This is a genomic window from Halomonas sp. GXIMD04776, from assembly GCF_049808615.1.
In the GTDB taxonomy this organism is placed as follows: domain Bacteria; phylum Pseudomonadota; class Gammaproteobacteria; order Pseudomonadales; family Halomonadaceae; genus Modicisalibacter.
Genome location: NZ_JBNCAN010000026.1, coordinates 25,602 through 47,655, shown reverse-complemented (window position 1 = coordinate 47,655; position 22,054 = coordinate 25,602). Strand labels below are relative to the sequence as shown.

Annotated in this window: 19 protein-coding genes and 2 tRNA genes; 19 read left to right on the top strand and 2 right to left on the bottom strand. The window is 59.3% G+C overall.

The window, feature by feature from the left end; all coding sequences use genetic code 11:
• The first annotated feature begins 132 nt into the window (after positions 1-132).
• Positions 133-1,377, top strand: a complete 1,245-nt coding sequence (locus tag ACPF7Z_RS16310; protein WP_425194318.1) for an NAD(P)/FAD-dependent oxidoreductase — start codon at positions 133-135, stop codon at positions 1,375-1,377.
• Between the two features lie 9 nt (positions 1,378-1,386).
• Here the strand turns inward: ACPF7Z_RS16310 and ACPF7Z_RS16305 are convergent, their stop codons facing one another.
• Positions 1,387-2,355: an esterase-like activity of phytase family protein gene (locus tag ACPF7Z_RS16305; protein ID WP_425194317.1), complete on the bottom strand. Its 969-nt coding sequence runs from the start codon at positions 2,353-2,355 to the stop codon at positions 1,387-1,389.
• Positions 2,356-2,481: 126 nt separating this feature from the next.
• Here ACPF7Z_RS16305 and dapB point away from each other — a divergent pair, with 126 nt between their 5' ends.
• The 4 genes from dapB to greA all read left to right on the top strand — a co-directional run bounded on the left by dapB (position 2,482) and on the right by greA (position 8,470).
• On the top strand, positions 2,482-3,300 hold the full coding sequence (gene dapB, locus ACPF7Z_RS16300) for a 4-hydroxy-tetrahydrodipicolinate reductase (protein ID WP_425194316.1): 819 nt from the start codon (positions 2,482-2,484) through the stop codon (positions 3,298-3,300).
• A 266-nt stretch (positions 3,301-3,566) separates the two neighbouring features.
• On the top strand, positions 3,567-4,712 hold the full coding sequence (gene carA, locus ACPF7Z_RS16295) for a glutamine-hydrolyzing carbamoyl-phosphate synthase small subunit (protein WP_425194315.1): 1,146 nt from the start codon (positions 3,567-3,569) through the stop codon (positions 4,710-4,712).
• A gap of 54 nt (positions 4,713-4,766) precedes the next feature.
• Positions 4,767-7,997 (top strand): carbamoyl-phosphate synthase large subunit, encoded by a 3,231-nt coding sequence (gene carB, locus ACPF7Z_RS16290; protein ID WP_425194314.1) that lies wholly within the window; start codon positions 4,767-4,769, stop codon positions 7,995-7,997.
• Positions 7,994-8,470, top strand: coding sequence for a transcription elongation factor GreA (gene greA, locus ACPF7Z_RS16285; protein WP_425194313.1), 477 nt, complete (start codon positions 7,994-7,996; stop codon positions 8,468-8,470). The genes carB and greA overlap by 4 nt, the downstream gene beginning before the upstream one ends.
• Before the next feature lie 75 nt (positions 8,471-8,545).
• On the opposite strand, the gene yhbY is transcribed toward greA, so the two are convergent.
• Positions 8,546-8,872 (bottom strand): ribosome assembly RNA-binding protein YhbY, encoded by a 327-nt coding sequence (gene yhbY, locus ACPF7Z_RS16280; RefSeq protein ID WP_425194312.1) that lies wholly within the window; start codon positions 8,870-8,872, stop codon positions 8,546-8,548.
• A 201-nt stretch (positions 8,873-9,073) separates the two neighbouring features.
• Here yhbY and rlmE point away from each other — a divergent pair, with 201 nt between their 5' ends.
• The 14 genes from rlmE to rpsO all read left to right on the top strand — a co-directional run bounded on the left by rlmE (position 9,074) and on the right by rpsO (position 22,037).
• Positions 9,074-9,709, top strand: coding sequence for a 23S rRNA (uridine(2552)-2'-O)-methyltransferase RlmE (gene rlmE / locus ACPF7Z_RS16275; RefSeq protein WP_425194311.1), 636 nt, complete (start codon positions 9,074-9,076; stop codon positions 9,707-9,709).
• Between the two features lie 91 nt (positions 9,710-9,800).
• Positions 9,801-11,783 carry an ATP-dependent zinc metalloprotease FtsH gene (ftsH, locus tag ACPF7Z_RS16270; protein WP_425194310.1) on the top strand — a complete coding sequence of 661 codons (1,983 nt, stop codon included), beginning with the start codon at positions 9,801-9,803 and terminating at the stop codon, positions 11,781-11,783.
• Positions 11,784-11,867: 84 nt separating this feature from the next.
• Entirely contained in the window at positions 11,868-12,725 is an 858-nt protein-coding gene (gene folP / locus ACPF7Z_RS16265) for a dihydropteroate synthase (protein WP_425194309.1), read from the top strand.
• Positions 12,722-14,068, top strand: coding sequence for a phosphoglucosamine mutase (gene glmM, locus ACPF7Z_RS16260; protein ID WP_425194308.1), 1,347 nt, complete (start codon positions 12,722-12,724; stop codon positions 14,066-14,068). The genes folP and glmM overlap by 4 nt, the downstream gene beginning before the upstream one ends.
• 74 nt (positions 14,069-14,142) lie before the next feature.
• On the top strand, positions 14,143-14,892 hold the full coding sequence (gene tpiA / locus ACPF7Z_RS16255; protein ID WP_425194307.1) for a triose-phosphate isomerase: 750 nt from the start codon (positions 14,143-14,145) through the stop codon (positions 14,890-14,892).
• Positions 14,893-14,895: 3 nt separating this feature from the next.
• The gene (gene secG / locus ACPF7Z_RS16250; RefSeq protein WP_425194306.1) at positions 14,896-15,258 is read left to right on the top strand and encodes a preprotein translocase subunit SecG; all 363 of its coding nucleotides are present in this window, start codon (positions 14,896-14,898) and stop codon (positions 15,256-15,258) included.
• A 63-nt stretch (positions 15,259-15,321) separates the two neighbouring features.
• Positions 15,322-15,408, top strand: a tRNA-Leu gene (locus tag ACPF7Z_RS16245).
• A gap of 115 nt (positions 15,409-15,523) precedes the next feature.
• Positions 15,524-15,600 (top strand) — tRNA-Met (locus ACPF7Z_RS16240).
• 140 nt (positions 15,601-15,740) lie between these two features.
• Complete coding sequence (gene rimP / locus ACPF7Z_RS16235) at positions 15,741-16,202, top strand: ribosome maturation factor RimP (protein ID WP_425194305.1); 462 nt, start codon at positions 15,741-15,743, stop codon at positions 16,200-16,202.
• Positions 16,203-16,229: 27 nt separating this feature from the next.
• Positions 16,230-17,726, top strand: a complete 1,497-nt coding sequence (gene nusA / locus ACPF7Z_RS16230; RefSeq protein ID WP_425194304.1) for a transcription termination factor NusA — start codon at positions 16,230-16,232, stop codon at positions 17,724-17,726.
• A 23-nt stretch (positions 17,727-17,749) separates the two neighbouring features.
• On the top strand, positions 17,750-20,311 hold the full coding sequence (infB, locus tag ACPF7Z_RS16225) for a translation initiation factor IF-2 (RefSeq protein ID WP_425194303.1): 2,562 nt from the start codon (positions 17,750-17,752) through the stop codon (positions 20,309-20,311).
• 18 nt (positions 20,312-20,329) lie between these two features.
• Positions 20,330-20,746, top strand: coding sequence for a 30S ribosome-binding factor RbfA (gene rbfA / locus ACPF7Z_RS16220; protein WP_425194302.1), 417 nt, complete (start codon positions 20,330-20,332; stop codon positions 20,744-20,746).
• Complete coding sequence (gene truB, locus ACPF7Z_RS16215; protein ID WP_425194301.1) at positions 20,746-21,660, top strand: tRNA pseudouridine(55) synthase TruB; 915 nt, start codon at positions 20,746-20,748, stop codon at positions 21,658-21,660. Before rbfA ends, truB begins: the two co-directional genes overlap by 1 nt.
• A 107-nt stretch (positions 21,661-21,767) precedes the next feature.
• Complete coding sequence (rpsO, locus tag ACPF7Z_RS16210) at positions 21,768-22,037, top strand: 30S ribosomal protein S15 (protein WP_425194300.1); 270 nt, start codon at positions 21,768-21,770, stop codon at positions 22,035-22,037.
• The last annotated feature ends 17 nt before the right edge of the window (positions 22,038-22,054 follow it).

Genomic DNA, 22,054 nt, shown 5'->3' with positions numbered 1-22,054 from the left:
TCCAAAACGGCATGGGGGATGAGCAAGGCGTACTATGCTTGGCGAGCGTCATGTTACATGCCTTAGACTGTAGGCTATTTATTGCCATCCGAGCTAACGCTCGGGTAGATCGCTACTCAAGAGAGGTCGGGAATGTCACGCGAGACCATTGTTCTAGGTGCCGGCATGGTCGGTGTCTGCATCGCTTATCATCTGGCCAAGCGGGGACGCTCGGTGGTGCTGGTGGATCGCAAGGCACCGGGGCAAGAAACTTCCTTCGGCAATGCCGGCTTGATACAGCGCGAAGCGGTACAGCCCCATCCTTTCCCTCGAGATCTGCCGAGTCTGTGGCGTTTGCTTCCTAACCGCAGCATCGATATTCGTTACCGTCTGCGCGGCATGCTGGCTGCTGCCGGGCCGCTGATGCAGTACTGGCGTTATTCCGCGCCCAGCAGTTATGCGCGTATCGTGCCGGAATATGCGTCCTTGATCATGCACTGCACCGACGAGCACGCCAAGATGATCGAGGCGGCCGGGGCCGAAGCACTGATCAAAAAGGACGGCTGGTTCGAAGGATTTCGTACGCGCCAGGTGTTGGATGAGCAGCAGGCGGTTGCCAGCGAGATGAGAGAGCGGTTTGGGGTAGAGTTCCAGACGCTCGATCAGACGGTGCTCAAGGCCGAGGAGCCCTTTGTTTCCAATGCGCTGGCTGGAGCCATTCATTGGACCAACGCCTGGTCGGTGATCGATCCCGGTGCCTTGGTACAGGCCTATGCCCAGGCGTTTGAGGCGCTGGGCGGGCGCATCGAACAGGCCGAGGCGAAAAGCTTTTCCCAGACCGGTGCCAGTTGGAACCTGGCAACCAGCAAGGGCAATCTGGAAGCGGAAGAGCTGGTGGTAGCGATGGGGCCCTGGTCGGCCAAATGGCTGCAACAGCTGGATTATCGGCTGCCGCTGTTCCCCATGCGTGGTTACCATATGCACTATACCGTGCGCGATGATGCCAAGCTCAATCACTGGCTGATGGACTTTGAAACCGGGTATCTGTTGACGCCGATGCGCGCTGGTATTCGCCTGACCACTGGTGCGGAAATGGACATTCTGGAAGCACCGCCGCATTCGGGCCAGCTAAAGGATGCGGAGGCCGAGGCCCGTAAGATATTTCCCTTGGGTGAGCGATTGGATGATGCACCCTGGAAAGGAGCGCGCCCCTGCATGCCGGACATGAAGCCGGTCATCGGGCCCGCGCCGAACCACTCTGGGCTGTGGTTCGCTTTCGGTCACGGCCATCAGGGTTTTACCCTGGGGCCGACCACTGGGCGTCTACTGGGGGAGATGATGGACGATGAGACGCCTCTGGTCGATATGCAGCCGTTTCGCGCCGATCGCTTCAATTGATACAGGGCGTCAATCATCCTCGGGGGAAGGCAGCTCGAAACAGCTCAGTAGCGTTTCCTGCACTAGGCGGAAGTTGTCGTCACTGACCATGAGATAGCGATTGCCGCCAAGGTGGGTCAGCCCTTCGAAGTTGTCCAGCCGCCAGCCATCACCGCTGGAAAGCTGTGCCAGGGTGTTCACTTCGATCTGGGCATTGCTGCCCAGTTGTACGCGACGCAGGCTGATGACCAACGGCGCCGGTGGCGCGAAGGCGCGCTCCAGGGCCAAGAGATCGTTGCCGTAGGTTTCAAGGGCGGTGAGGGCATTGCCGATTGGCTCGAGTAGCGGATACGTCCACTCGGCGCCGGTATCCAGGGAGAATAGCCGAGTGGTGCCGTCGCGGGTGCCGGTAGGCGCACGTTCCAGCCCAACGATCACTCCCTCGCGAGGGTGGTGACCCATGGCTTCGGCGCCGGTGTCAGATCTGGCATCGCGCAGCCCCTTGGGCTTGAGTGGCTTGCCCACGGACTTGCCATTGGGATAGAAGCGCTGAAAGCGATGGTCGCGTTCGAAGCCGATCAACAGCATGGTATCGCCGCGAACGCCATTGTCGCCGCGCTCTGCGATCATGGATTCCGCATCGGCTGCATCCTCGTTCAACGCCCGTCCTTGCCGGTCGCGCAGCACGTAAGTCTTGAGGGGGTCGAGCCCGATCAGTTCGCCGGCCGAGAAACGCAGCCGTACCCGATGCAGCCAGCCACGATCCGAAATCATGTAAAGCAGAGATTCATCTTCGTCCCAGGCCAAGTCGGAAAGCCCACCCACGGGTGAGTCGTCCTGCCATTTTCCGGGTAATCTTAGCGTGCCACACCAGGTGAGGTTATCCGGGACATTGGTGGTGTTTTCTGTCATCAACCGAGTTTGACGCGCTTCCCGGGCGCAACCACTGGCCAATGCCAGACAGATGAACAGGCTCGGTACGATCAGCAGGCGGAACATGAGCTCTCCTTGGCGACATGGGTTCCTTTCAAAAGCCTACGCCATTGTCGTGCCGGCTGCATAACAGACGAATCTGAAGCGCTTTGCTATGCTGGCGCCAATGTCGATCATCAAGCAGGAGCGCGCATGTCTTCCAACACACCCCGCATCGCCATCGTCGGCGTGGCCGGCCGTATGGGTCGTACCCTGGTCGCCGCCGTGGAACAGGATGCTCAGGCTCGGCTTGCCGCCGGAATCGTCGCGCCGGGAAGCTCGCTGAAGGAGGCGGATGTCGGCGAGCTGGCTGGATTGGGTAAACTAGGCATCCAGGCCGTGGACTCACTGACAAGCGTGGTGGATGAGTTCGACGTGCTGATCGATTTTACCACGCCTCGCGTTACCCTCGACAATCTGGCGTTCTGTGCCGAGCATGGTAAACGCATGGTGATCGGCACCACCGGCCTTGGCGACGACGAGCTGATCGAACTGGACGGTCATTGCGATCGGGTGCCCCTGGTGTTTGCCCCCAACATGAGTGTCGGGGTGAACCTGACTCTCAAGCTCCTGAAAACTGCGGCCCAGGCGCTGGGTGATGAAGGCTATGATATCGAGGTGATCGAGGCGCACCATCGCCACAAGGTCGATGCGCCCTCCGGTACCGCTCTGAAGATGGGCGAGGTGGTCGCCGACTCCCTGAACCGTAACCTCAAGGAGCACGGTGTCTTCGAGCGCGTCGGCCAGTGTGGTCCTCGTTCTGATAAGGAGATCGGCTTTGCCACGGTGCGCGCCGGGGATATTGTCGGTGAGCACACGGTGCTGTTCGCCACCGAGGGCGAGCGCATCGAGATTACCCACAAGGCGTCGAGCCGCATGACCTTCGCCAAGGGGGCGGTGCGCGCGGCGCGCTGGGTGAGCGAACAGCCGGCAGGGCGCTACGACATGCAGGATGTGCTGGGTTTGACGTGACAGAAGAGTTCGCTGAGGGAGGAGGGTAGTACCCACCCGCTGAATCCTGTAGTATTTCGCCAATTTGGCCGGACAACCGGGAGTCGGCAGCGCTTTTGAGGAGCCGGCTTTTGAGGAGTTAATAGGGCCATGGTGCCGAGCGAATACAATCAAGCGGGATGAAACCAGTCTGCATCGGGTTTCGTCCCGCTTTTTTACGACCTGAATGCCTTGGCGAGGCCCTGGCCAAAGGCCCAACGGGATCAAATAAAGTGGAGGACGTTGCGTTGAACAGACCCGCGATACTGGCCCTGGAAGATGGCAGCGTATTTCATGGCAGCGCCATTGGCGCCGATGGGCAAGCCACGGGTGAGGTGGTGTTCAATACCGCCATGACCGGTTATCAGGAGATCCTCACCGACCCTTCCTACACCCGCCAGATCGTTACCCTGACCTATCCCCATATCGGCAATACCGGTGTGAATCGCGAGGATGTCGAGTCCGATCACATTCGTGCCGCCGGGCTGGTGATTCGTGACTTACCCTTGATGGCCAGCAACTTTCGTAGCCAGCAGCGCCTGGACGACTATCTGCGAGAACATGGTGTGCTGGGAATCGCCGATATCGATACCCGTCGCCTGACTCGCATCCTGCGCGACAAGGGCGCTCAAAACGGCGCCATCCTGGCCGGGCCAGATGCCGAGGGCGACGATGCGGTCGAGCGAGCTCTTGCAGCGGCCCGCGCATTCCCGGGCCTGGCCGGCATGGATCTGGCCAAGGTCGTCTCTTGTGAAGCGTCCTATGAGTGGAGCCAAGGCGACTGGACGCTGGGCAAGGGGTATGCGGAGGCTGCGACAAGCGATTCCTTCTATCATGTCGTCGCCTTCGATTACGGCATCAAGCACAATATCCTGCGTCTGCTGGTATCGCGCGGCTGCCGCCTGACGGTGGTGCCGGCGCAAACATCGGCTGCCGAGGTCCTGGCGCTGCGACCGGATGGCATCTTTCTCTCCAACGGTCCCGGTGATCCGGAGCCCTGCGACTACGCCATCACGGCGATTCGTGAAATGCTCGAGAGCGGCATTCCACTGTTCGGCATCTGCCTGGGGCATCAGTTGTTGGCGCTAGCCTCCGGGGGACGTACGGTGAAGATGAACCACGGTCATCATGGTGCCAACCATCCGGTACAGGATCTCGACAGCGGTCAGGTGATGATCACCAGCCAGAATCATGGCTTTGCCGTCGATGAAACCAGCCTGCCGCCCACATTGCGCACCACCCATCGTTCGCTGTTCGACGGTACCCTGCAGGGTATCGAGCGCACCGACTGCCCGGCCTTCAGTTTCCAGGGGCACCCGGAGGCGAGTCCTGGGCCGCGAGATATGGCACCGCTATTCGATCGTTTCGTTGCCATGCTGAGCGCGCGTCGATAATCCCATCGAACCTGCTCGCACCATCGCTAGTCACCTTATTCAGTGGGAACCGTCATGCCCAAACGTACCGACATACAAAGCATTCTGATCATCGGCGCCGGCCCCATCGTCATCGGGCAAGCCTGCGAGTTCGACTATTCCGGCGCCCAGGCCTGCAAGGCCCTGCGCGAGGAAGGCTACCGGGTCATTCTGGTCAACTCCAATCCGGCCACCATCATGACCGATCCTGTGATGGCAGATGCCACCTACATCGAGCCGATCACCTGGCAGGTGGTGGAAAAGATCATCGAGGCCGAGCGGCCCGACGCCATTTTGCCCACCATGGGCGGCCAGACCGCGCTGAACTGTGCGCTGAATCTCGAAAAGCATGGTGTGCTGACCAAGTACGGTGTGGAGATGATCGGCGCCGACGCGGACGCCATCAACAAGGCCGAGGATCGAGACCTGTTCGATAAGGCGATGAGGAATATCGGTCTGGAGTGCCCGAAGGCCAAGGTCGCCCATACCATGGAGGAAGCCTGGGAGATTCAGGGTGAGCTGGGCTTTCCGGTGATCATCCGCCCCTCCTACACCATGGGCGGCTCCGGCGGTGGTGTCGCCTACAACAAGGAAGAGTTCGAGGAGATCTGTGGGCGCGGCTTCGAGCTTTCCAGCAATCATGAACTCCTGATCGACGAGTCGCTGCTGGGCTGGAAGGAGTACGAGATGGAGGTCGTTCGGGATAAAAACGACAACTGCATCATCGTTTGCGCCATCGAGAACTTCGATCCCATGGGCGTTCATACCGGTGACTCCATCACCGTGGCGCCGGCCCAGACGCTGACCGACAAGGAATACCAGATCATGCGCGACGCCTCTCTGGCGGTGCTGCGCGAGATCGGCGTCGAGACCGGTGGGTCCAACGTGCAGTTCGGCGTCGACCCCGACACCGGACGCATGGTGGTCATCGAGATGAACCCTCGTGTATCGCGCTCCTCGGCGCTTGCCTCCAAGGCCACCGGCTTTCCGATCGCCAAGATTGCCGCCAAGCTGGCGGTGGGCTATACCCTGGACGAGCTGCAGAACGACATCACCGGCGGCAAGACCCCCGCGTCCTTCGAGCCGTCCATCGATTACGTGGTCACCAAGATTCCGCGCTTCACCTTCGAGAAGTTTCCCCAGGCCAACGATCGACTGACCACCCAGATGAAGTCGGTGGGCGAGGTGATGGCCATCGGACGGACCTTTCAGGAATCCTTGCAGAAAGCGCTGCGCGGCATGGAGGCCGGCAACGACGGCCTAGACCCCAAGATCACTGAGTTCAACGAGGCCAGCTTGGGGCTGATCAAGGGCGAGCTGCAGGCTGCCGGCGCCGAACGTATCTTCTTCATCGCCGATGCGCTACGCGCCGACATGAGCGTGGATGAAATATTCGCCCTGACCAACATCGATCGCTGGTACCTGGTGCAAATCGAGGAGCTGGTGCGTATCGAGCAGGATCTTGCCCAGCGCTCCTTGGGCGAGCTAGATGCGCGTGCGTTATTCGCCTTGAAGCGTAAGGGCTTCGGTGATGCTCGACTGGCCCGACTGCTGGGGGTTTCCGAGCAGGAGTTTCGCCACACGCGTCAGAAGCACGGCATTCGTCCAGTCTACAAGCGCGTCGATACCTGCGCTGCCGAGTTCGTCTCGCACACCGCCTACATGTACTCCACCTATGAAGAGGAGTGCGAAGCCGATGTCAGCGACCGCCAGAAGATCATGGTGCTGGGCGGCGGGCCCAACCGCATCGGCCAGGGTATCGAGTTCGATTACTGCTGCGTGCATGCGGCCCTGGCGATGCGCGAGGATGGTTACGAGACCATCATGGTCAACTGCAACCCGGAGACCGTGTCCACCGATTACGACACCTCTGATCGTCTCTATTTCGAGCCGGTGACCCTGGAGGACGTGCTGGAGATCGCCGACAAGGAACAACCCGTCGGCGTGATCGTGCAGTTCGGCGGCCAGACACCGCTGAAGCTGGCCCGGGATCTGGAGGCTGCCGGAGTGCCAATCATCGGCACCACCCCGGACGCCATCGACCGGGCAGAAGATCGCGAACGCTTCCAGCAGATGATCGACAAGCTGGGGCTGAAGCAGCCACCCAATGCCACCGCGCGCAGCTTCGAGGAGGCCTTTGCCAAAGCCGAGACGATCGGCTATCCGCTGGTGGTGCGTCCCTCCTATGTGTTGGGCGGGCGAGCCATGGAGATCGTTTACGATGCCTCGGAACTCGAGGGCTACATGACCCATGCGGTCAAGGTCTCCAACGACTCGCCGGTGCTACTCGATCATTTCCTCAATGCCGCGATCGAGATCGACATCGACGCCGTCTCCGACGGCCAGCAGGTGGTGATCGGCGGCATCATGCAGCACATCGAGCAGGCCGGGGTGCATTCCGGCGACTCTGCCTGCTCGCTGCCACCATACTCGCTGCCCGCGGAGGTTCAGGACGCGATGCGCGATCAGGTCAAGCGCATGGCGCTCGAGCTCAACGTGGTCGGGCTGATGAACGTGCAGCTGGCCTGGCAAGATGATGAGATCTATGTGATCGAGGTCAATCCCCGTGCTTCTCGCACCGTGCCCTTCGTTTCCAAGTGTATCGGCACGTCGCTGGCACAGATCGCTGCCCGCTGCATGGCGGGCACGACCCTTGCCGACCAGGGATTCACCCGAGAGCTGATTCCAAACTACTACAGCGTCAAGGAAGCGGTATTCCCGTTCAACAAGTTCCCCAGTGTCGATCCCATCCTGTCACCGGAGATGAAATCCACCGGTGAAGTGATGGGCAGCGGCGCCACCTTCGCCGAAGCCTTCTACAAAGCCCAGTTGGGTGGCGGCGATGCGATTCCACCGCTGACCGGCGAACGCCAGGCGTTCCTGTCCGTGCGCGAACCGGACAAGGCCAGTATTATCGAGGTGGCAGAATCTTTGCTAGCATTAGGCTTTACCCTTTGCGCCACCCGCGGTACCGCCCGCGCCCTTGAAGCCGCCGGACTCCCCGTGGAGACGGTCAACAAGGTCTTCGAAGGGCGTCCGCATATCGTCGATCTTCTCAAGAACGATGAGGTGGCCTATATCGTCAACACAACCGAAGGCCGTCAGGCAATCAGCGATTCTTCGGTGATTCGCCGCACCGCCCTATCTCGCAAGGTGCCTTACGCAACGACGCTGGCAGGCGCGCGTGCCGTTTGCATGGCGCTCGAATATGGCAATGAAATAACGGTGCGGCGACTTCAGGAACTGCATGCAGGAGCAACATCATGAACAAGGTCCCGATGACCGTGCTGGGTGAACAGCGTCTGCGGGAAGAACTGAGTCGGCTCAAGAGTGAAGCGCGTCCCCGGGTGATCAATGCCATCGCCGAGGCGCGGGAGCATGGCGACCTGAAAGAGAACGCCGAATATCATGCTGCTCGCGAAGAGCAGGGCTTCATCGAAGGTCGTATCACGGAAATCGAATCGAAGCTGTCTGCGTCCCAGGTCATCGATGTGACCAAGATGCCCAAGACCGGCAAGGTCATCTTCGGCGTCACCGTAGAACTGATCAATCTCGACAACGATGAAGAGGTGCGTTACCAGATCGTCGGCGAAGACGAGGCCGACATCAAATCGGGCAAGATCTCGGTCACCTCGCCCATCGCCCGGGCACTTATCGGCAAGGAGGAGGGCGACGTAGTGCTGGTGCGTACGCCAGGAGGCGAGGTGGAGTACGAGATTGGCGACGTAGAGTACGTTTGAATGGGAGTAACGGTTGCGTCCCGGTCAATGCGCTACCAAGGGCGTCGTGGACGTATCCGTCGAGGTGGCGATCGTTCAATGGCGACCGTGGTGCTGCTTGGCTCGGGCGATGTTGGAGAGCTTGGGATTGGCCTTGGGATTATGGCGATAAAGCAACGCCATCTTGCCAATGGTTTGCACGACGTCGGCTGAGGTACCCTGAGCAATGGCGTCGATCAACTGTTGACGAGTATCGCGCTCGGCCAACGCCAGCTTGATCTTGATCAGCTCGTGATCCTTCAGGGCACGTTCCAGCTCGGCAATCACATTCTCGTTGAGACCATTCTCGGCAACCGTGACCACGGGGTCGAGATGATGGCCGATGCCGCGCATTGCTTTCTTTTGTGCCTGTGACAAGCTCATGATATCGTGCCTTGAGTTCGTAAGTGCGTGGTGCAGGAATAGATCCGTTGAGTGACGGCATGTCGCAATATGGTACGGTGAAAGCCATGTCCTGCAAAGCAGCAAAGCCTCCCCGAAATATAATGGACAAGAGAGTGGACCTTGTCAGGGAGCACTGCAGAACCATCACCCTTTTATTTTCTTGATGCTCCAGGTGGTCCAGTGACGCGCTCCATTTCCAAGACGTCCAAGAGCAGTGCTGGCTGGCTCAAGGAGCATTTCGATGACCCCTACGTTCAGCGTGCCCGGCAAGAGGGGTATCGCTCTCGAGCAAGCTACAAGCTACTCGAGATCGATGAGCGGGATCGGCTTTTCAGAGCGGGCATGACAGTGATCGATCTGGGGGCGGCGCCGGGCGGCTGGAGCCAGGTAGCGGCAGATAAGGTAGGCGCACAAGGCCGAGTGATCGCCTCGGACATTCTTGAGATGGACGCCTTGGCCGGAGTTGATTTCGTGCAGGGTGATTTCACTGAGGATCATGCGCTGGCGGCCATCTTGGATGTGCTCGATGGACGTCCGGTGGATTTGCTCATTTCCGATATGGCGCCCAACATGAGCGGTATGGCAGCGATCGATCAGCCTCAGGCAATGTATCTTGCAGAACTGGCGTTGGATTTAGTGCGACAAGTCCTTTCACCTGGCGGAAACCTGCTGATCAAGGTGTTCCAAGGCGAGGGGTTCGACGATTACCTGAAGACGCTACGACATGATTTTGCCAAGGTGGTCACGCGTAAACCGGATTCTTCTCGGGCGCGATCGCGGGAAGTCTATCTTCTAGCGAAAGGTTACAAGGGCTGAGCTTGCAATCACGATTGAACGACCCCATCTGACATGGTGTCGTAATGTTTGTAACGTTTGGCAGACGAATTGATGCAACGAGGGTATTGCCTTGAATGACATGGCGAAGAACCTGATTCTGTGGTTGGTCATTGCAGCGGTGTTGCTGACAGTGTTCAACAATTTCAGTGTCGACACCGCACCGCAGACGATGAACTATTCCCAGTTCGTTCAGCAGGTGCAGAACGGGCAGGTACGGTCGGTCACCATCGATGGCTATACGGTGACCGGGGAGCGTGAGGACGGTTCGCAATTTCAGACCATCCGACCAGCCGCTCAGGATCCCAAGCTGATGGACGACCTATTGGCCAATGACGTCAATGTGGTCGGCAAGAAGCCCGAGGAGCAGAGTCTCTGGACGCGCCTGTTGATTGCCAGTTTCCCGATTCTGATCATCCTGGCCATTTTCCTGTTCTTCATGCGTCAGATGCAGGGGGGTGGTGCCGGCAAGGGTGGTCCAATGAGCTTTGGCAAGTCCAAGGCCAAGCTCCTGACCCAGGATCAGATCAAGACGACCTTCACAGACGTTGCAGGGTGTGACGAGGCCAAGGAAGAAGTCGAAGAGTTGGTGGACTTTCTCAAGGACCCCAGCAAGTTTCAGCGTCTAGGCGGCCAAATACCTCGGGGCGTTCTGATGGTGGGTCCGCCAGGTACCGGTAAGACATTGTTGGCCAAGGCTATTTCTGGCGAGGCCAAGGTGCCTTTCTTCACGATTTCGGGCTCGGATTTCGTCGAGATGTTCGTGGGCGTCGGTGCTTCGCGGGTGCGCGACATGTTTGAGCAGGCCAAGAAGCAGGCGCCCTGCATCATCTTCATCGACGAGATCGACGCCGTGGGTCGCCATCGTGGCTCCGGCATGGGCGGCGGTCATGATGAGCGCGAACAGACCCTTAACCAGTTGCTGGTCGAAATGGATGGCTTCGAGGCTAACGATGGCATCATCGTGATTGCCGCGACCAACCGCCCCGATGTGCTCGATCCGGCCTTGCTGCGTCCTGGCCGCTTCGATCGTCAGGTCACCGTGCCGCTGCCCGATATTCGCGGTCGCGAGCATATTCTCGGCGTTCACCTGCGCAAGGTGCCGCTGGGTGAAGACGTCAAGCCGAGCGTCATTGCGCGCGGCACGCCGGGCTTCTCCGGGGCGGACCTGGCCAACCTGGTCAACGAGGCCGCTCTATTTGCGGCACGGCGCAACCGTCGCCTGGTGGGCATGGAAGAGCTCGAGCTGGCCAAGGACAAGATCATGATGGGCGCCGAGCGCAAGTCCATGGTCATGACCGAAAAGGAAAAGCTCAACACGGCCTACCATGAGTCGGGACATGCCATTATCGGTCTCTTGATGCCGGAGCATGATCCGGTCTACAAGGTCACCATCATTCCTCGTGGGCGCGCACTGGGCGTCACCATGTTCCTGCCGGAGGAGGACCGTTACAGTCTTTCGCGCCAGCAAATCATCAGCCAGATCTGCTCGTTGTTCGGAGGACGTATCGCCGAGGAAATGACGCTGGGGCCGAACGGTGTGACTACCGGCGCTTCCAACGACATCAAGCGTGCCACTGAACTCGCCCACAGCATGGTGGCCAAGTGGGGACTATCTTCCGAAATGGGGCCGCTGATGTACGATGAAGATGAATCGCATCAGTTCCTGGGTGGCCCGGGCGGTAACAGCGGCAAGTTCAATTCCCCGGAGACCACGACCAAGCTCGACAAGGAAGTGCGCCGCATCATCGATGAGTGCTATGCCCAGGCCAAGCAGCTTCTCGAGGACAATCGCGACAAGCTCGACACCATGGCCGAAGCCTTGATGCAGTATGAAACCATCGATGCACAGCAGCTCAAGGATATCATCGAAGGACGCAAGCCGCGTCCGCCCAAGGATTGGGATGGTGGCGATTCGGGCAGCGGTTCCGCTGTTGCCGACGATAAATCGCCGGCCGCGGGCTCTCAAGACAACGATCCCGATGCCGATAGTGACGAAGAAGACGGGCCACGGCGGCGTCCCTCCGATCCTCTGGGCGGTCCCGCCGGCCACTGACATTCTTTTCAGTCGCCGATGAACACGGAAGGCGCCTCTGGGCGCCTTTCGTCATATTCGACATGCCCTGTCTGGAATCGCGTAATGACAACAACTGCCAATATCTTGCACTGTGGGCGTCATCGTCTTGATCTCTCCTATCCCCGAGTGATGGGTATCCTCAATGTCACTCCCGACTCCTTTTCCGACGGTGGGTGCCACGTTGCTCTTGATGACGCCCTGCACCACGCAGAGAAGATGCTGGCCGAGGGCGCCGCGGTTATCGACGTGGGCGGGGAGTCCACTCGACCGGGGGCTTCGCCCGTATCGGTTCAGCAGGAAATGGACCGAGTGATGCCTGTCGTTGAGCGCCTTGTAGGCGAACTGGACGCGCTGGTATCCGTGGATACCAGCACTCCGGAGGTAATGCAGGAAGTGTCTGCCCAGGGGGCGGGAATGATCAATGATGTGCGCGCACTGCGGCGCCCGGGCGCGCTCGCGGCGGCTGCGCACTGTGGCTTGCCGGTATGCCTGATGCACATGCTGGGCGAGCCGGCTGACATGCAGCAAGCCCCGCATTACGATGAGCCGGTAGAGCAGGCGGTGCTGCACTTTCTCGCGGAACGCGTGGCGGTTTGTGAGGCCGCGGGGGTACGCCGCGAGCGATTGCTGCTGGATCCCGGGTTCGGTTTCGCCAAGACGGTCGAGCACAATCTTCGACTGCTCAATCGCATGGCGACATTGAAGGAGCTTGGATTACCGTTGATGGTCGGGATGTCGCGCAAGAGTATGATAGGCAAGGTTCTTGGACGAGCCGTCGAAGAGCGTTTGCCGGGGGGGCTGGCGCTGACATCGCTGGCAGTCGAACGCGGCGCGAGGCTGCTGCGTGTGCATGATGTCGGTCCTAGTGTGGACGCAATCAATATGACCTGGAACGTGCTACAGGAAGGCACTGAGCTATGACAAGACGTTATTTTGGTACCGATGGTATTCGTGGCACTGTCGGTGAGTATCCGATCACCGCGGATTTCATGCTTAAGCTGGGCTGGGCCATGGGGCGCGTGCTGAATAAGCAAAACGGTCGTGCCAAGGTGCTGATCGGCAAGGACACACGTATCTCGGGCTATATGTTCGAGTCGGCCCTCGAGGCCGGTTTGTCTGCAGCCGGGGTGGATGTCTCATTGCTGGGGCCGATGCCCACGCCGGGGATCGCCTATCTGACGCGCACGCTGCGGGCTGATGCCGGCATCGTGATTTCGGCCTCGCACAACGCTTTTCAGGATAACGGCATCAAGTTCTTTTCTGCCGAGGGTACCAAGCTGCCGGATGAGGTAGAGGCGCGCATCGAGGAAGAGATCGAGAAGCCCTTGGAAACCGTGCCGGCAGATCGTTTGGGTAAGGCTACTCGCATCGACGATGCTGCCGGTCGTTACATCGAGTTCTGCAAATCCACCGTTCCGCATCGCTTGACCCTGCACGGGCTAAAGATCGTGCTGGACTGTGCTCATGGTGCGACTTATCACATCGCCCCCAGCGTCTTTCGCGAACTGGGTGCCAAGGTTAGTCTGCTGGGTGCGGACCCTGATGGCTTGAACATCAATCAGCAAGTAGGCTCCACCTATCCCGCGTCGCTGCGCGCGGCAGTCATCGAGCGTGGTGCCGATCTAGGAATCGCCTTCGATGGCGATGGTGATCGTGTAGTGCTGGTCGATGCCGATGGTCAGGAAATCGATGGCGACGATATCATCTACATGATTGCCAAGGATCGCCACGACCGTGGCGAGTTGGATGGGGGCGTCGTAGGCACACTGATGAGTAACTTCGGCCTGGCCGCCGCCCTGGAGGCGTTGGATGTCCCTTTTGAGCGCGCCAAGGTCGGCGATCGCTATGTGATGGAGCGACTCGCGGCCAATGACTGGCATCTGGGAGGAGAGTCGTCAGGGCATATCGTCTGTGGTCACGTTCAGACCACCGGGGATGGTATCGTATCGGCCCTGCAGGTGTTGGCGATCATGGTCAACCGGAATTGCTCTCTAGCGCAGCTCAGGGGTTTCGAGAAGGCGCCCCAGGCGCTGATCAATGTGCGTCTGACCCCGGGAACCGACAAGAAGGCGCTGCTCGAGAGCGATCGCCTGCGCGAGACGGTTGCAGACGTCGAGGCGGAGCTTGGCGATGAGGGGCGAGTGCTGTTGCGGGCATCAGGTACCGAGCCATTAATCCGGGTGATGGTCGAGGGGCGTCCTCATCTTGATGTCGTGGCCTTGGCGCGGCGTATCGCGACGGATGTCGAGACGCTGATGGCGTAAACACGAGCGGCGTCGGTTGTCTTGATTGGATGACTCCTATACCATTTCGCACCACTTCGAGAAAGGGGGCGCCCATGCGCATGCCGTTGATTGCCGGCAATTGGAAAATGAACGGTTCGTTGGCACTAGTCGATGAGTTCGGCCAACGCTGTGCCAATGTCGATATGCCGCCTTCAGTAGAAGTGGTTGTATTACCCCCAGCACCCTATCTGGCGGCGGCTCAGGCAGCGTTCGAAAAGACCGCGCTGCAAGTAGGAGCGCAAACGCTGAATCCCGAGCCGGGAGGCGCTTACACCGGTGAGGTCAGCGCCGCGATGCTGGCAGAGTTCGGAGTGGGTTATGTGCTGGTCGGTCACTCGGAGCGGCGCTCGCTCTATCACGAAGATGATGAGGCGGTGTCGGCACGGGCGCGGGCGGCCCTTGATGCAGGATTGAGCCCGATCTTGTGTGTGGGCGAAACGCTCGAAGAGCGTGACGCCGGGGATAGCGAAGCAGTGGTATTGAGCCAGGTAAAGGCCGTATTCGATACGCTCGATGCCCGGCAACGTGAACGCATGGTCATTGCCTATGAGCCGGTATGGGCGATCGGTACCGGAAGAACTGCCACGCCAGAGCAGGCACAGGCGGTTCACGCGGCCATTCGTGCTTGTCTTGTCGATTATGACAAGGGGCTGGCCACGGTGCTGCGTCTACTTTATGGCGGCAGCATGAAGCGCGAAAATGCCGCTGAGCTGCTTGCCCAGCCGGACATTGACGGCGGCCTGATAGGGGGCGCCTCGCTCAAGGTCGACGATTTTCTAGCCATTTGTCAGTCAGCAGGTTAAATAATGCAAGTTGCCATTCTCATCATCCATGTGATGATTGCCCTCGCCTTGGTTGCCCTCATTCTGTTGCAACAGGGCAAGGGAGCCGACGCTGGTGCGTCTTTCGGTGGTGGTGCTTCTCAGACCGTCTTTGGTTCCCGGGGCAGTGGAAGCTTTCTAGCCAAGCTGACGGGTGTGTTGGCGGCAGCCTTTTTTGCCACTTCGCTGGCACTTGCATATTTTGCCTCTCAGGCAGGAGAGGCGCCGGAGCAAGGTATCCCGGATGCGGAGCTGATCGAGCAACGCAATGCCGCCCCCACGCTTGACGATGGACCCCAAAATACGGATAATGCTGCGCCAGCGCTAGGGGATGGCCAAGAGCAGTAATGTTCCTGTCACGCCCTTAGTGTCGGACGAAAAGCATATCGTCCGATTCGTTCACCCCCTGTTGCCGAAGTGGTGGAATTGGTAGACACGCTATCTTGAGGGGGTAGTGACCTTATGGTCGTGGGGGTTCAAGTCCCCCCTTCGGCACCAAATAGTGTTCGTCTTTGTTTCAGGGGCGGAATGGCATATGCTTGATTGATTCCATCAAGCGATCGCCCTTCCTTGACCGAGGGGTGAGCAAGTTTTTATACTTGTTAGCCTATGTTGCGGGGTGGAGCAGTCTGGTAGCTCGTCGGGCTCATAACCCGAAGGTCGTCGGTTCAAATCCGGCCCCCGCTACCAAGTTTCTTGTGCAAGGCCCCTTCTTTTGAAGGGGCTTTTTGTTAGTGGTTTGCTTCTCGAGGCTAACATCAGTCAGCCACCTAGCTTTCCTTTCACTCCTGGTCAGGTGCCTGATGCAACTGTTGTAGGAGCTTTTGTTTGTGGCAATCAAAGATGCCGTGCTGAAGGCGCTCATTGAACCGACGATAACGGCCATGGGTTTTGAGCTCTGGGGCGTCGAGCGCACTGCTCAAGGCAAACACTCACGTGTGGTGGTGTACATCGACAGTCCTCAGGGAGTCACCGTCGACCATTGCGCGGACGTGAGCCGTCAAGTCAGTGCGATTCTGGATGTCGAGGATCCCATTCCCGGTCAGTATCGGCTGGAAGTGTCGTCTCCCGGGATGGATCGTCCACTGTTCACCCTTGAGCAGTTCGAGCGCTACAAGGGCAACAATGTGGCGTTGCGCCTGCGGGCGCCCTATGACGGCCGGCGCAAGTTCAAGGGGTTGCTGGCAGGTATCGAGAATGACGAGGTATTGCTGCATCTCGAGGGAGAAGAGTACTGCTTTCCCATTGACGGGATCGAGCAGGCGCGGATTGTTCCGCAGTTCGATACCTGAGGACTGGTTTTCTGGCGAGGCTTTAGCATGAGTAAAGAGATTCTGCTGGTTGTTGATGCGATCTCGAATGAGAAGGGCGTGCCCCGCGACGTCATCTTCGAGGCAGTCGAGGCGGCGCTGGCAAGTGCATCACGCAAGCGCTTTGAAGGTGAGGAAGCAAGCGTCCGAGTCAAGATCGATCGCATGACGGGTGACTATGAAACGTTTCGTCGTTGGGTGGTCATCGAGGACGACGAGTTCGAGAACCCCGATGCCGAAATCAAGCAGTCCTATGCAGAGCGCCGTGATCCTCCTCTGACCTTGGGCGATGTGGTAGAAGAGCGCATCGAGAACGCCGAGTTCGGGCGCATCGCCGCTCAGACCGCCAAACAGGTCATCGTACAGAAGGTGCGCGAGGCAGAGCGCGCTCAAGTCGTGCGTCAATACGCCGAGCGTGAAGGCGAGCCGGTGGCGGGCATCGTCAAGAAGACCACCCGGGACGGACTGATCATCGATTTGGGCGACAACGCCGAAGCTTTTCTGCCGCGTAGCGAGATGATCCCGGGCGAGCGCTATCGTATGAACGAGCGTGTGCGCGCCCTGCTATGGAAGGTCGAGCCGGAAGCCCGCGGTGCCCAATTGATTCTTACCCGGACGCGTCCAGACCTGATTATCGAACTGTTCAAGATCGAAGTGCCTGAGATCGCCGAGCAGCTCATCGAAATCAAGGGCGCAGCCCGGGATCCGGGGTCTCGGGCCAAGATCGCGGTCAAGACCAACGATCGACGCATTGATCCGGTGGGTGCTTGTGTGGGGATGCGAGGCTCCCGGGTCCAGGCGGTTTCCAACGAGCTGCAGAATGAGCGCGTGGATATCATCCTGTGGGATGATAATCCCGCTCAATTGGTCATCAACGCCATGGCGCCGGCGGAAGTAGCCTCAATCCTCGTCGACGAAGATGCGCATTCCATGGATGTTGCTGTCGCTGAAGACAATCTGGCGCAGGCCATCGGTCGCAGCGGGCAGAACGTACGTCTGGCCAGTGAGTTGACCGGCTGGGCGCTCAATGTGATGACCGAAGACGAAGCCGAAGGCAAGCGTGAACAGGAGGTCGACAGTCTGGTCGAGTACTTCATCAATCATCTGGAGATCGATGAAGAGCTGGCACGCATACTGGTTGAAGAGGGCTTTACCTCTCTAGAAGAGTTGGCTTATGTGCCTCTCGAGGAAATGCTGGAAATAGAAGAATTCGATGAAGACCTGGTAGAAGAACTACGCTCGCGAGCCAAGGACGAGCTGCTGAATCTGGCGATTGCTTCCGAAGAGGTTCTCGACGGCGCTCAACCTGCCGACGATCTGCTGGAAATGGAAGGGATGGATCGCCACCTGGCCTTTATTCTGGCCAGCCGCGGTATCGTCACGATGGAAGACCTTGCCGAGCAGGCCGTGGATGATCTGAAGGACATCGAGGGCATTGACGAAGAGCGCGCCGCGTCACTGATAATGACCGCCCGTGCGCCCTGGTTCGCAAGCGAAAGTAACTAGGTCACGGGCTCAGGAGGGTCGTAATGTCAGAAATGACAGTGAAGGATTTTGCAGTCAAGGTGGGTCGAGATACGTCCCGTCTACTGGAGCAGATGAAGGAAGCCGGTCTTCCGCATCAGGGCGAGAGTGATGCCGTGTCCGAAGAGGACAAGCAACGTCTGCTGGACCATTTGACCAAGAGTCATGGTGGCGGTCCCGGAGCCAAGAACCGCATCACTTTGACACGCAAGACGAAGAGCCGGATCAAGACTGGTGAAGGGCGCGGTAAGACCATCGAAGTTCAGGTGCGCAAGAAACGTACTTACGTCAAGCGTGCGGAAGAAGAGGTCGCCGAGCAGCCTGCCGAGCAGGAGCAGGGACCGCGTCAACTGGTCGGTGACATGGCGAATGCGAGTCAGGCTCGCGCTGCCGAGGCCGAGCAGGCGGAACGCGCTCAGATGGAGCAGGCAGAAGAAGCCAAGACTCCCGCTGCTCAGGAGGCGCCGGCTACGCCCGCTCCCCAAGAGACTGCCTCACAGGCTCCCTCACAGGATGAGGCACCTGTGCAAGCGCCTCAGTACGACATTCCCAGTGAACCGGTGCTTCCTGACAGTGATGACGAGCCGGTGGTCGAGGCGCCGCCCAAGGAGCCGCGCAGCGATAACCGTCGTGCACAGAAGAAGGCACCGGCCAAGAAGGGGCGCGATACCAGCCGTGATGAAGATCGCGAGGAGCGCAGCGAACGCCGTCGTGGAAGTGGCAAGAAGGTCAAGCGTGCCGAGCGTCGCGGTAGCCGCCGTAGCAGTGGCCAGAGCGGCGGCAAACACTCTTTCCAGAAGCCGACCCAGCCGATCGTGCGCGAGGTAGCAATCCCCGAGTCGATCAGTGTTGCGGAACTGGCGGACAAGATGGCGATCAAGGCCAACGAAGTCATCAAGGCCATGTTCACCATGGGGGCGGCAGTTACCATCAACCAGACCATCGACCAGGACACTGCGGCGATCGTCGTCGAGGAAATGGGGCATACGCCCAAGCTGGTCAAGGACGACGCGCTGGAGACCGAGGTGCTCGAGGGTATCTCCTACGAAGGTGACGAGATTACACGCTCACCCGTGGTCACGGTCATGGGGCACGTCGATCACGGCAAGACGTCGCTGCTCGACTTCATTCGCCGTACCAAGGTGGCGACTGGTGAGGCCGGCGGCATTACCCAGCACATCGGCGCCTATCATGTCGAAGACAAGCATGGCGGTGTCACCTTCCTGGATACGCCGGGTCACGCGGCCTTTACCGCCATGCGTGCTCGCGGTGCGCAGGCAACCGACGTGGTCATCCTGGTGGTTGCGGCGGACGATGGTGTGATGCCGCAGACCGTCGAGGCGATTGAACACGCCAAGGCGGCTGAGGTACCGCTGGTCGTCGCGGTCAACAAGATCGACAAGCCGGGCGCCGATCCGGATCGGGTCAAGAACGAGCTGTCCCAGCGCGGCGTCATCTCCGAAGAGTGGGGGGGCGATACGCAGTTCGTGCACGTCTCTGCCAAGACCGGCGAAGGCATCGACGCCTTGCTGGAGGCCGTACTGTTGGTCTCCGAGGTCCTGGAGCTCAAGGCCGTGCCGGAAGCGCCGGGCAAAGGTGTCGTGGTCGAATCGCGTCTCGACAAGGGGCGTGGTCCCGTGGCCACCGTGTTGGTGCAGAACGGTACCTTGCGGCGTGGCGATATCGTACTGGCCGGGCTGCATTACGGTCGTGTACGGGCGTTGACCAATGAACTCGGCCAGCAGGTCGAGTCAGTGGGGCCGGCCATGCCGGTGGAAATTCAGGGCCTCGACGGCACGCCGGAAGCCGGTGAAGACTTCATGGTACTGGCCGACGACAAGAAGGCGCGAGAGATCGCCAACTTCCGTCAGGGCAAGTATCGCGAAGTGCGTCTGGCACGCCAGCAGAAGGCCAAGCTGGAGAACATGTTCAGCCAGATGGGGCAGGACGAGGTGGCCAAGGTCAACATCGTGCTCAAGGCCGACGTACAAGGCTCGCTGGAGGCGATTCGTGGGGCTCTCGAAGAGCTCTCCACCGACGAAGTTCAGGTGGCTGTGGTCTCCTCCGGGGTCGGCGGTATCACCGGTACCGATGCCAACTTGGCGTTGGCGAGTGATGCCATCGTGGTCGGCTTCAACGTGCGTGCCGATGCCGCCGCCCGAGAAATCATCGAGCGCGAGGGGCTGGATCTACGTTATTACAGCGTCATCTACCAGCTCATCGATGAGGTCAAGCAGGCCATGAGCGGCATGTTGGCACCGGAATGGCGCGAGGATATCGTCGGTATCGCCGAGGTGCGCGATGTGTTCAAGGCACCCAAGATCGGTGCTGTGGCGGGCTGTATGGTCGTTGAAGGCACCGTGCATCGCCACAAGAAGATCCGCGTACTGCGCGAGAACGTGGTCATCTATGAAGGCGAGCTGGAATCGCTGCGGCGCTTCAAGGACGATGTCAACGAGGTGCGCAACGGCATGGAGTGCGGCATCGGCGTCAAGAATTACAACGACGTCCAGGTCGGCGACAAAATCGAGGTCTTCGATCAGGTGAAGGTCGAGCGCAGCCTATAAGGTCGCGAAGGGGAATAAATGCGCGAATTCAAGCGTACCGATCGGGTGGCCGACCAGCTTCAGCAGGAGCTGGCGGTGCTCATCCAGCGCGAGGTCAAGGACCCGCGCCTGGGTATGGTGACCGTGAGTGGGGTCGAGGTCAGTCGTGATCTTGGTTACGCCGAGGTGTACATCACTCTGTTGGGTGACAACGATCCTGGGCGCGTTCAGGAAAACCTGGCGGTACTCAAACATGCCGCCGGTTTCCTGCGCAGTCAGATCGCTCGACGCATCAAACTACGTCATGTCCCGGAACTGCGTTTTCATTACGATGAAAGCGTGGTGCGCGGCCACGCGCTTTCCTCATTGATCGATCAGGCCGTCGAGTCGGATCGTGTTCACCACGAAGATGATGCCCAGAGTCGTGAACGACCGCCGGGAGAAGAGAAGCACTGATGGCGCGTCGTCGTCGCGGACTATCGGTAGATGGCGTGCTGTTGCTTGATAAGCCCCAAGGGATGTCGAGCAATCAGGCGCTGCAGCGGGCTCGTCGATTGTTTCAGGCGCAAAAGGCGGGACACACCGGGACGCTGGATCCGATGGCCACGGGGCTCCTGCCGGTGTGCTTCGGTGAAGCGACCAAGTTCTCATCCTATCTGCTGGATGCGGACAAATGTTATCGAGCCTATGTGCGTCTCGGCGAGATCACCGATACCGGTGATGCGGATGGTGAGGTGATCGAGCGCCATCCAATCGTACCGCTCACCGAAGACGATATCGAAAAAGCACTGTCGGCATTTCGTGGTGAAATCGATCAAATACCGCCCATGTATTCGGCCCTCAAGCACCAAGGGCGGCCTCTGTATGAACTGGCACGTCAAGGCAAGACGATTGCGCGTGCGCCGCGCCGCGTGACGGTTTATGATATGCGGCTTCTCGCGCGCGATGCCACGGGTTTCGAGCTTGAAGTGGCTTGCAGCAAGGGCACCTACATACGGACTCTGGCCGAGGATATCGGCCAAGCGCTAGGGTGTGGCGCGCATATCACCGCGCTACGGCGATTGCGAACAGGGCCCTTCGACGCCGACGATATGGTCTCGTTGGAGGTGCTGGAGTCAACGAGTGATTCAGCAGGGCGTGAAGAGTGGTTGCTGAAAATGGACGCCTTGGTGGAACACTTGCCAAGGTTGGACGTCGAAGATGGCGCGGCGAGGCGTTTGATGCTGGGTCAACGGGTACAAATGAGCACCGAAGGACTGTCGACAAATAGCCTGGCGCGCTTGTATCGTGACGACACCTTTTTGGGGTTGGTCACAATCCTCGTGGCGGGAGAGGTAACCCCCCGTCGACTGGTGGCTACCACGCAATGAGCGCGAGTAGCCTTGTTGCTAACCGATAGCGACGCCTCATGGAGACTGCAAATATGCGTGGTCTCCGACATTTATCATCTCAGGCATATTGCTTACTGGAGACACAGATGGCATTGACCACTGAAAAGAAGGCTGAAATCGTCAACGAATACGGCCGTGGTGAGAACGATACCGGATCCCCGGAAGTGCAGGTAGCACTGCTGAGCGCCAACATCGATGGCCTGCAGTCCCATTTCAAGTCCAACAAGCAGGATCATCATTCCCGTCGTGGTCTGATCCGCATGGTCAATCAGCGCCGTAAGCTGCTTGACTACCTCAAGCGCAAGGATCTGGAGCGTTATCAGACATTGATCCAGCGTCTGGGCCTGCGTCGCTGAGGAAAAGGGAATTCTTT

What these genes read in the sequence shown, in the direction of transcription:
- secG (WP_425194306.1), top strand. Translation starts at nt 14,896, where the DNA reads ATGCAAGTTGCCATTCTCATCATCCATGTGATGATTGCCCTCGCCTTG.
- rpsO (WP_425194300.1), top strand. Translation starts at nt 21,768, where the DNA reads ATGGCATTGACCACTGAAAAGAAGGCTGAAATCGTCAACGAATACGGC.
- tpiA (WP_425194307.1), top strand. Translation starts at nt 14,143, where the DNA reads ATGCGCATGCCGTTGATTGCCGGCAATTGGAAAATGAACGGTTCGTTG.
- infB (WP_425194303.1), top strand. Translation starts at nt 17,750, where the DNA reads ATGTCAGAAATGACAGTGAAGGATTTTGCAGTCAAGGTGGGTCGAGAT.
- dapB (WP_425194316.1), top strand. Translation starts at nt 2,482, where the DNA reads ATGTCTTCCAACACACCCCGCATCGCCATCGTCGGCGTGGCCGGCCGT.
- glmM (WP_425194308.1), top strand. Translation starts at nt 12,722, where the DNA reads ATGACAAGACGTTATTTTGGTACCGATGGTATTCGTGGCACTGTCGGT.
- rbfA (WP_425194302.1), top strand. Translation starts at nt 20,330, where the DNA reads ATGCGCGAATTCAAGCGTACCGATCGGGTGGCCGACCAGCTTCAGCAG.
- folP (WP_425194309.1), top strand. Translation starts at nt 11,868, where the DNA reads ATGACAACAACTGCCAATATCTTGCACTGTGGGCGTCATCGTCTTGAT.
- ACPF7Z_RS16310 (WP_425194318.1), top strand. Translation starts at nt 133, where the DNA reads ATGTCACGCGAGACCATTGTTCTAGGTGCCGGCATGGTCGGTGTCTGC.
- greA (WP_425194313.1), top strand. Translation starts at nt 7,994, where the DNA reads ATGAACAAGGTCCCGATGACCGTGCTGGGTGAACAGCGTCTGCGGGAA.
- truB (WP_425194301.1), top strand. Translation starts at nt 20,746, where the DNA reads ATGGCGCGTCGTCGTCGCGGACTATCGGTAGATGGCGTGCTGTTGCTT.
- nusA (WP_425194304.1), top strand. Translation starts at nt 16,230, where the DNA reads ATGAGTAAAGAGATTCTGCTGGTTGTTGATGCGATCTCGAATGAGAAG.
- ACPF7Z_RS16305 (WP_425194317.1), bottom strand. Translation starts at nt 2,355, where the DNA reads ATGTTCCGCCTGCTGATCGTACCGAGCCTGTTCATCTGTCTGGCATTG.
- yhbY (WP_425194312.1), bottom strand. Translation starts at nt 8,872, where the DNA reads ATGAGCTTGTCACAGGCACAAAAGAAAGCAATGCGCGGCATCGGCCAT.
- carB (WP_425194314.1), top strand. Translation starts at nt 4,767, where the DNA reads ATGCCCAAACGTACCGACATACAAAGCATTCTGATCATCGGCGCCGGC.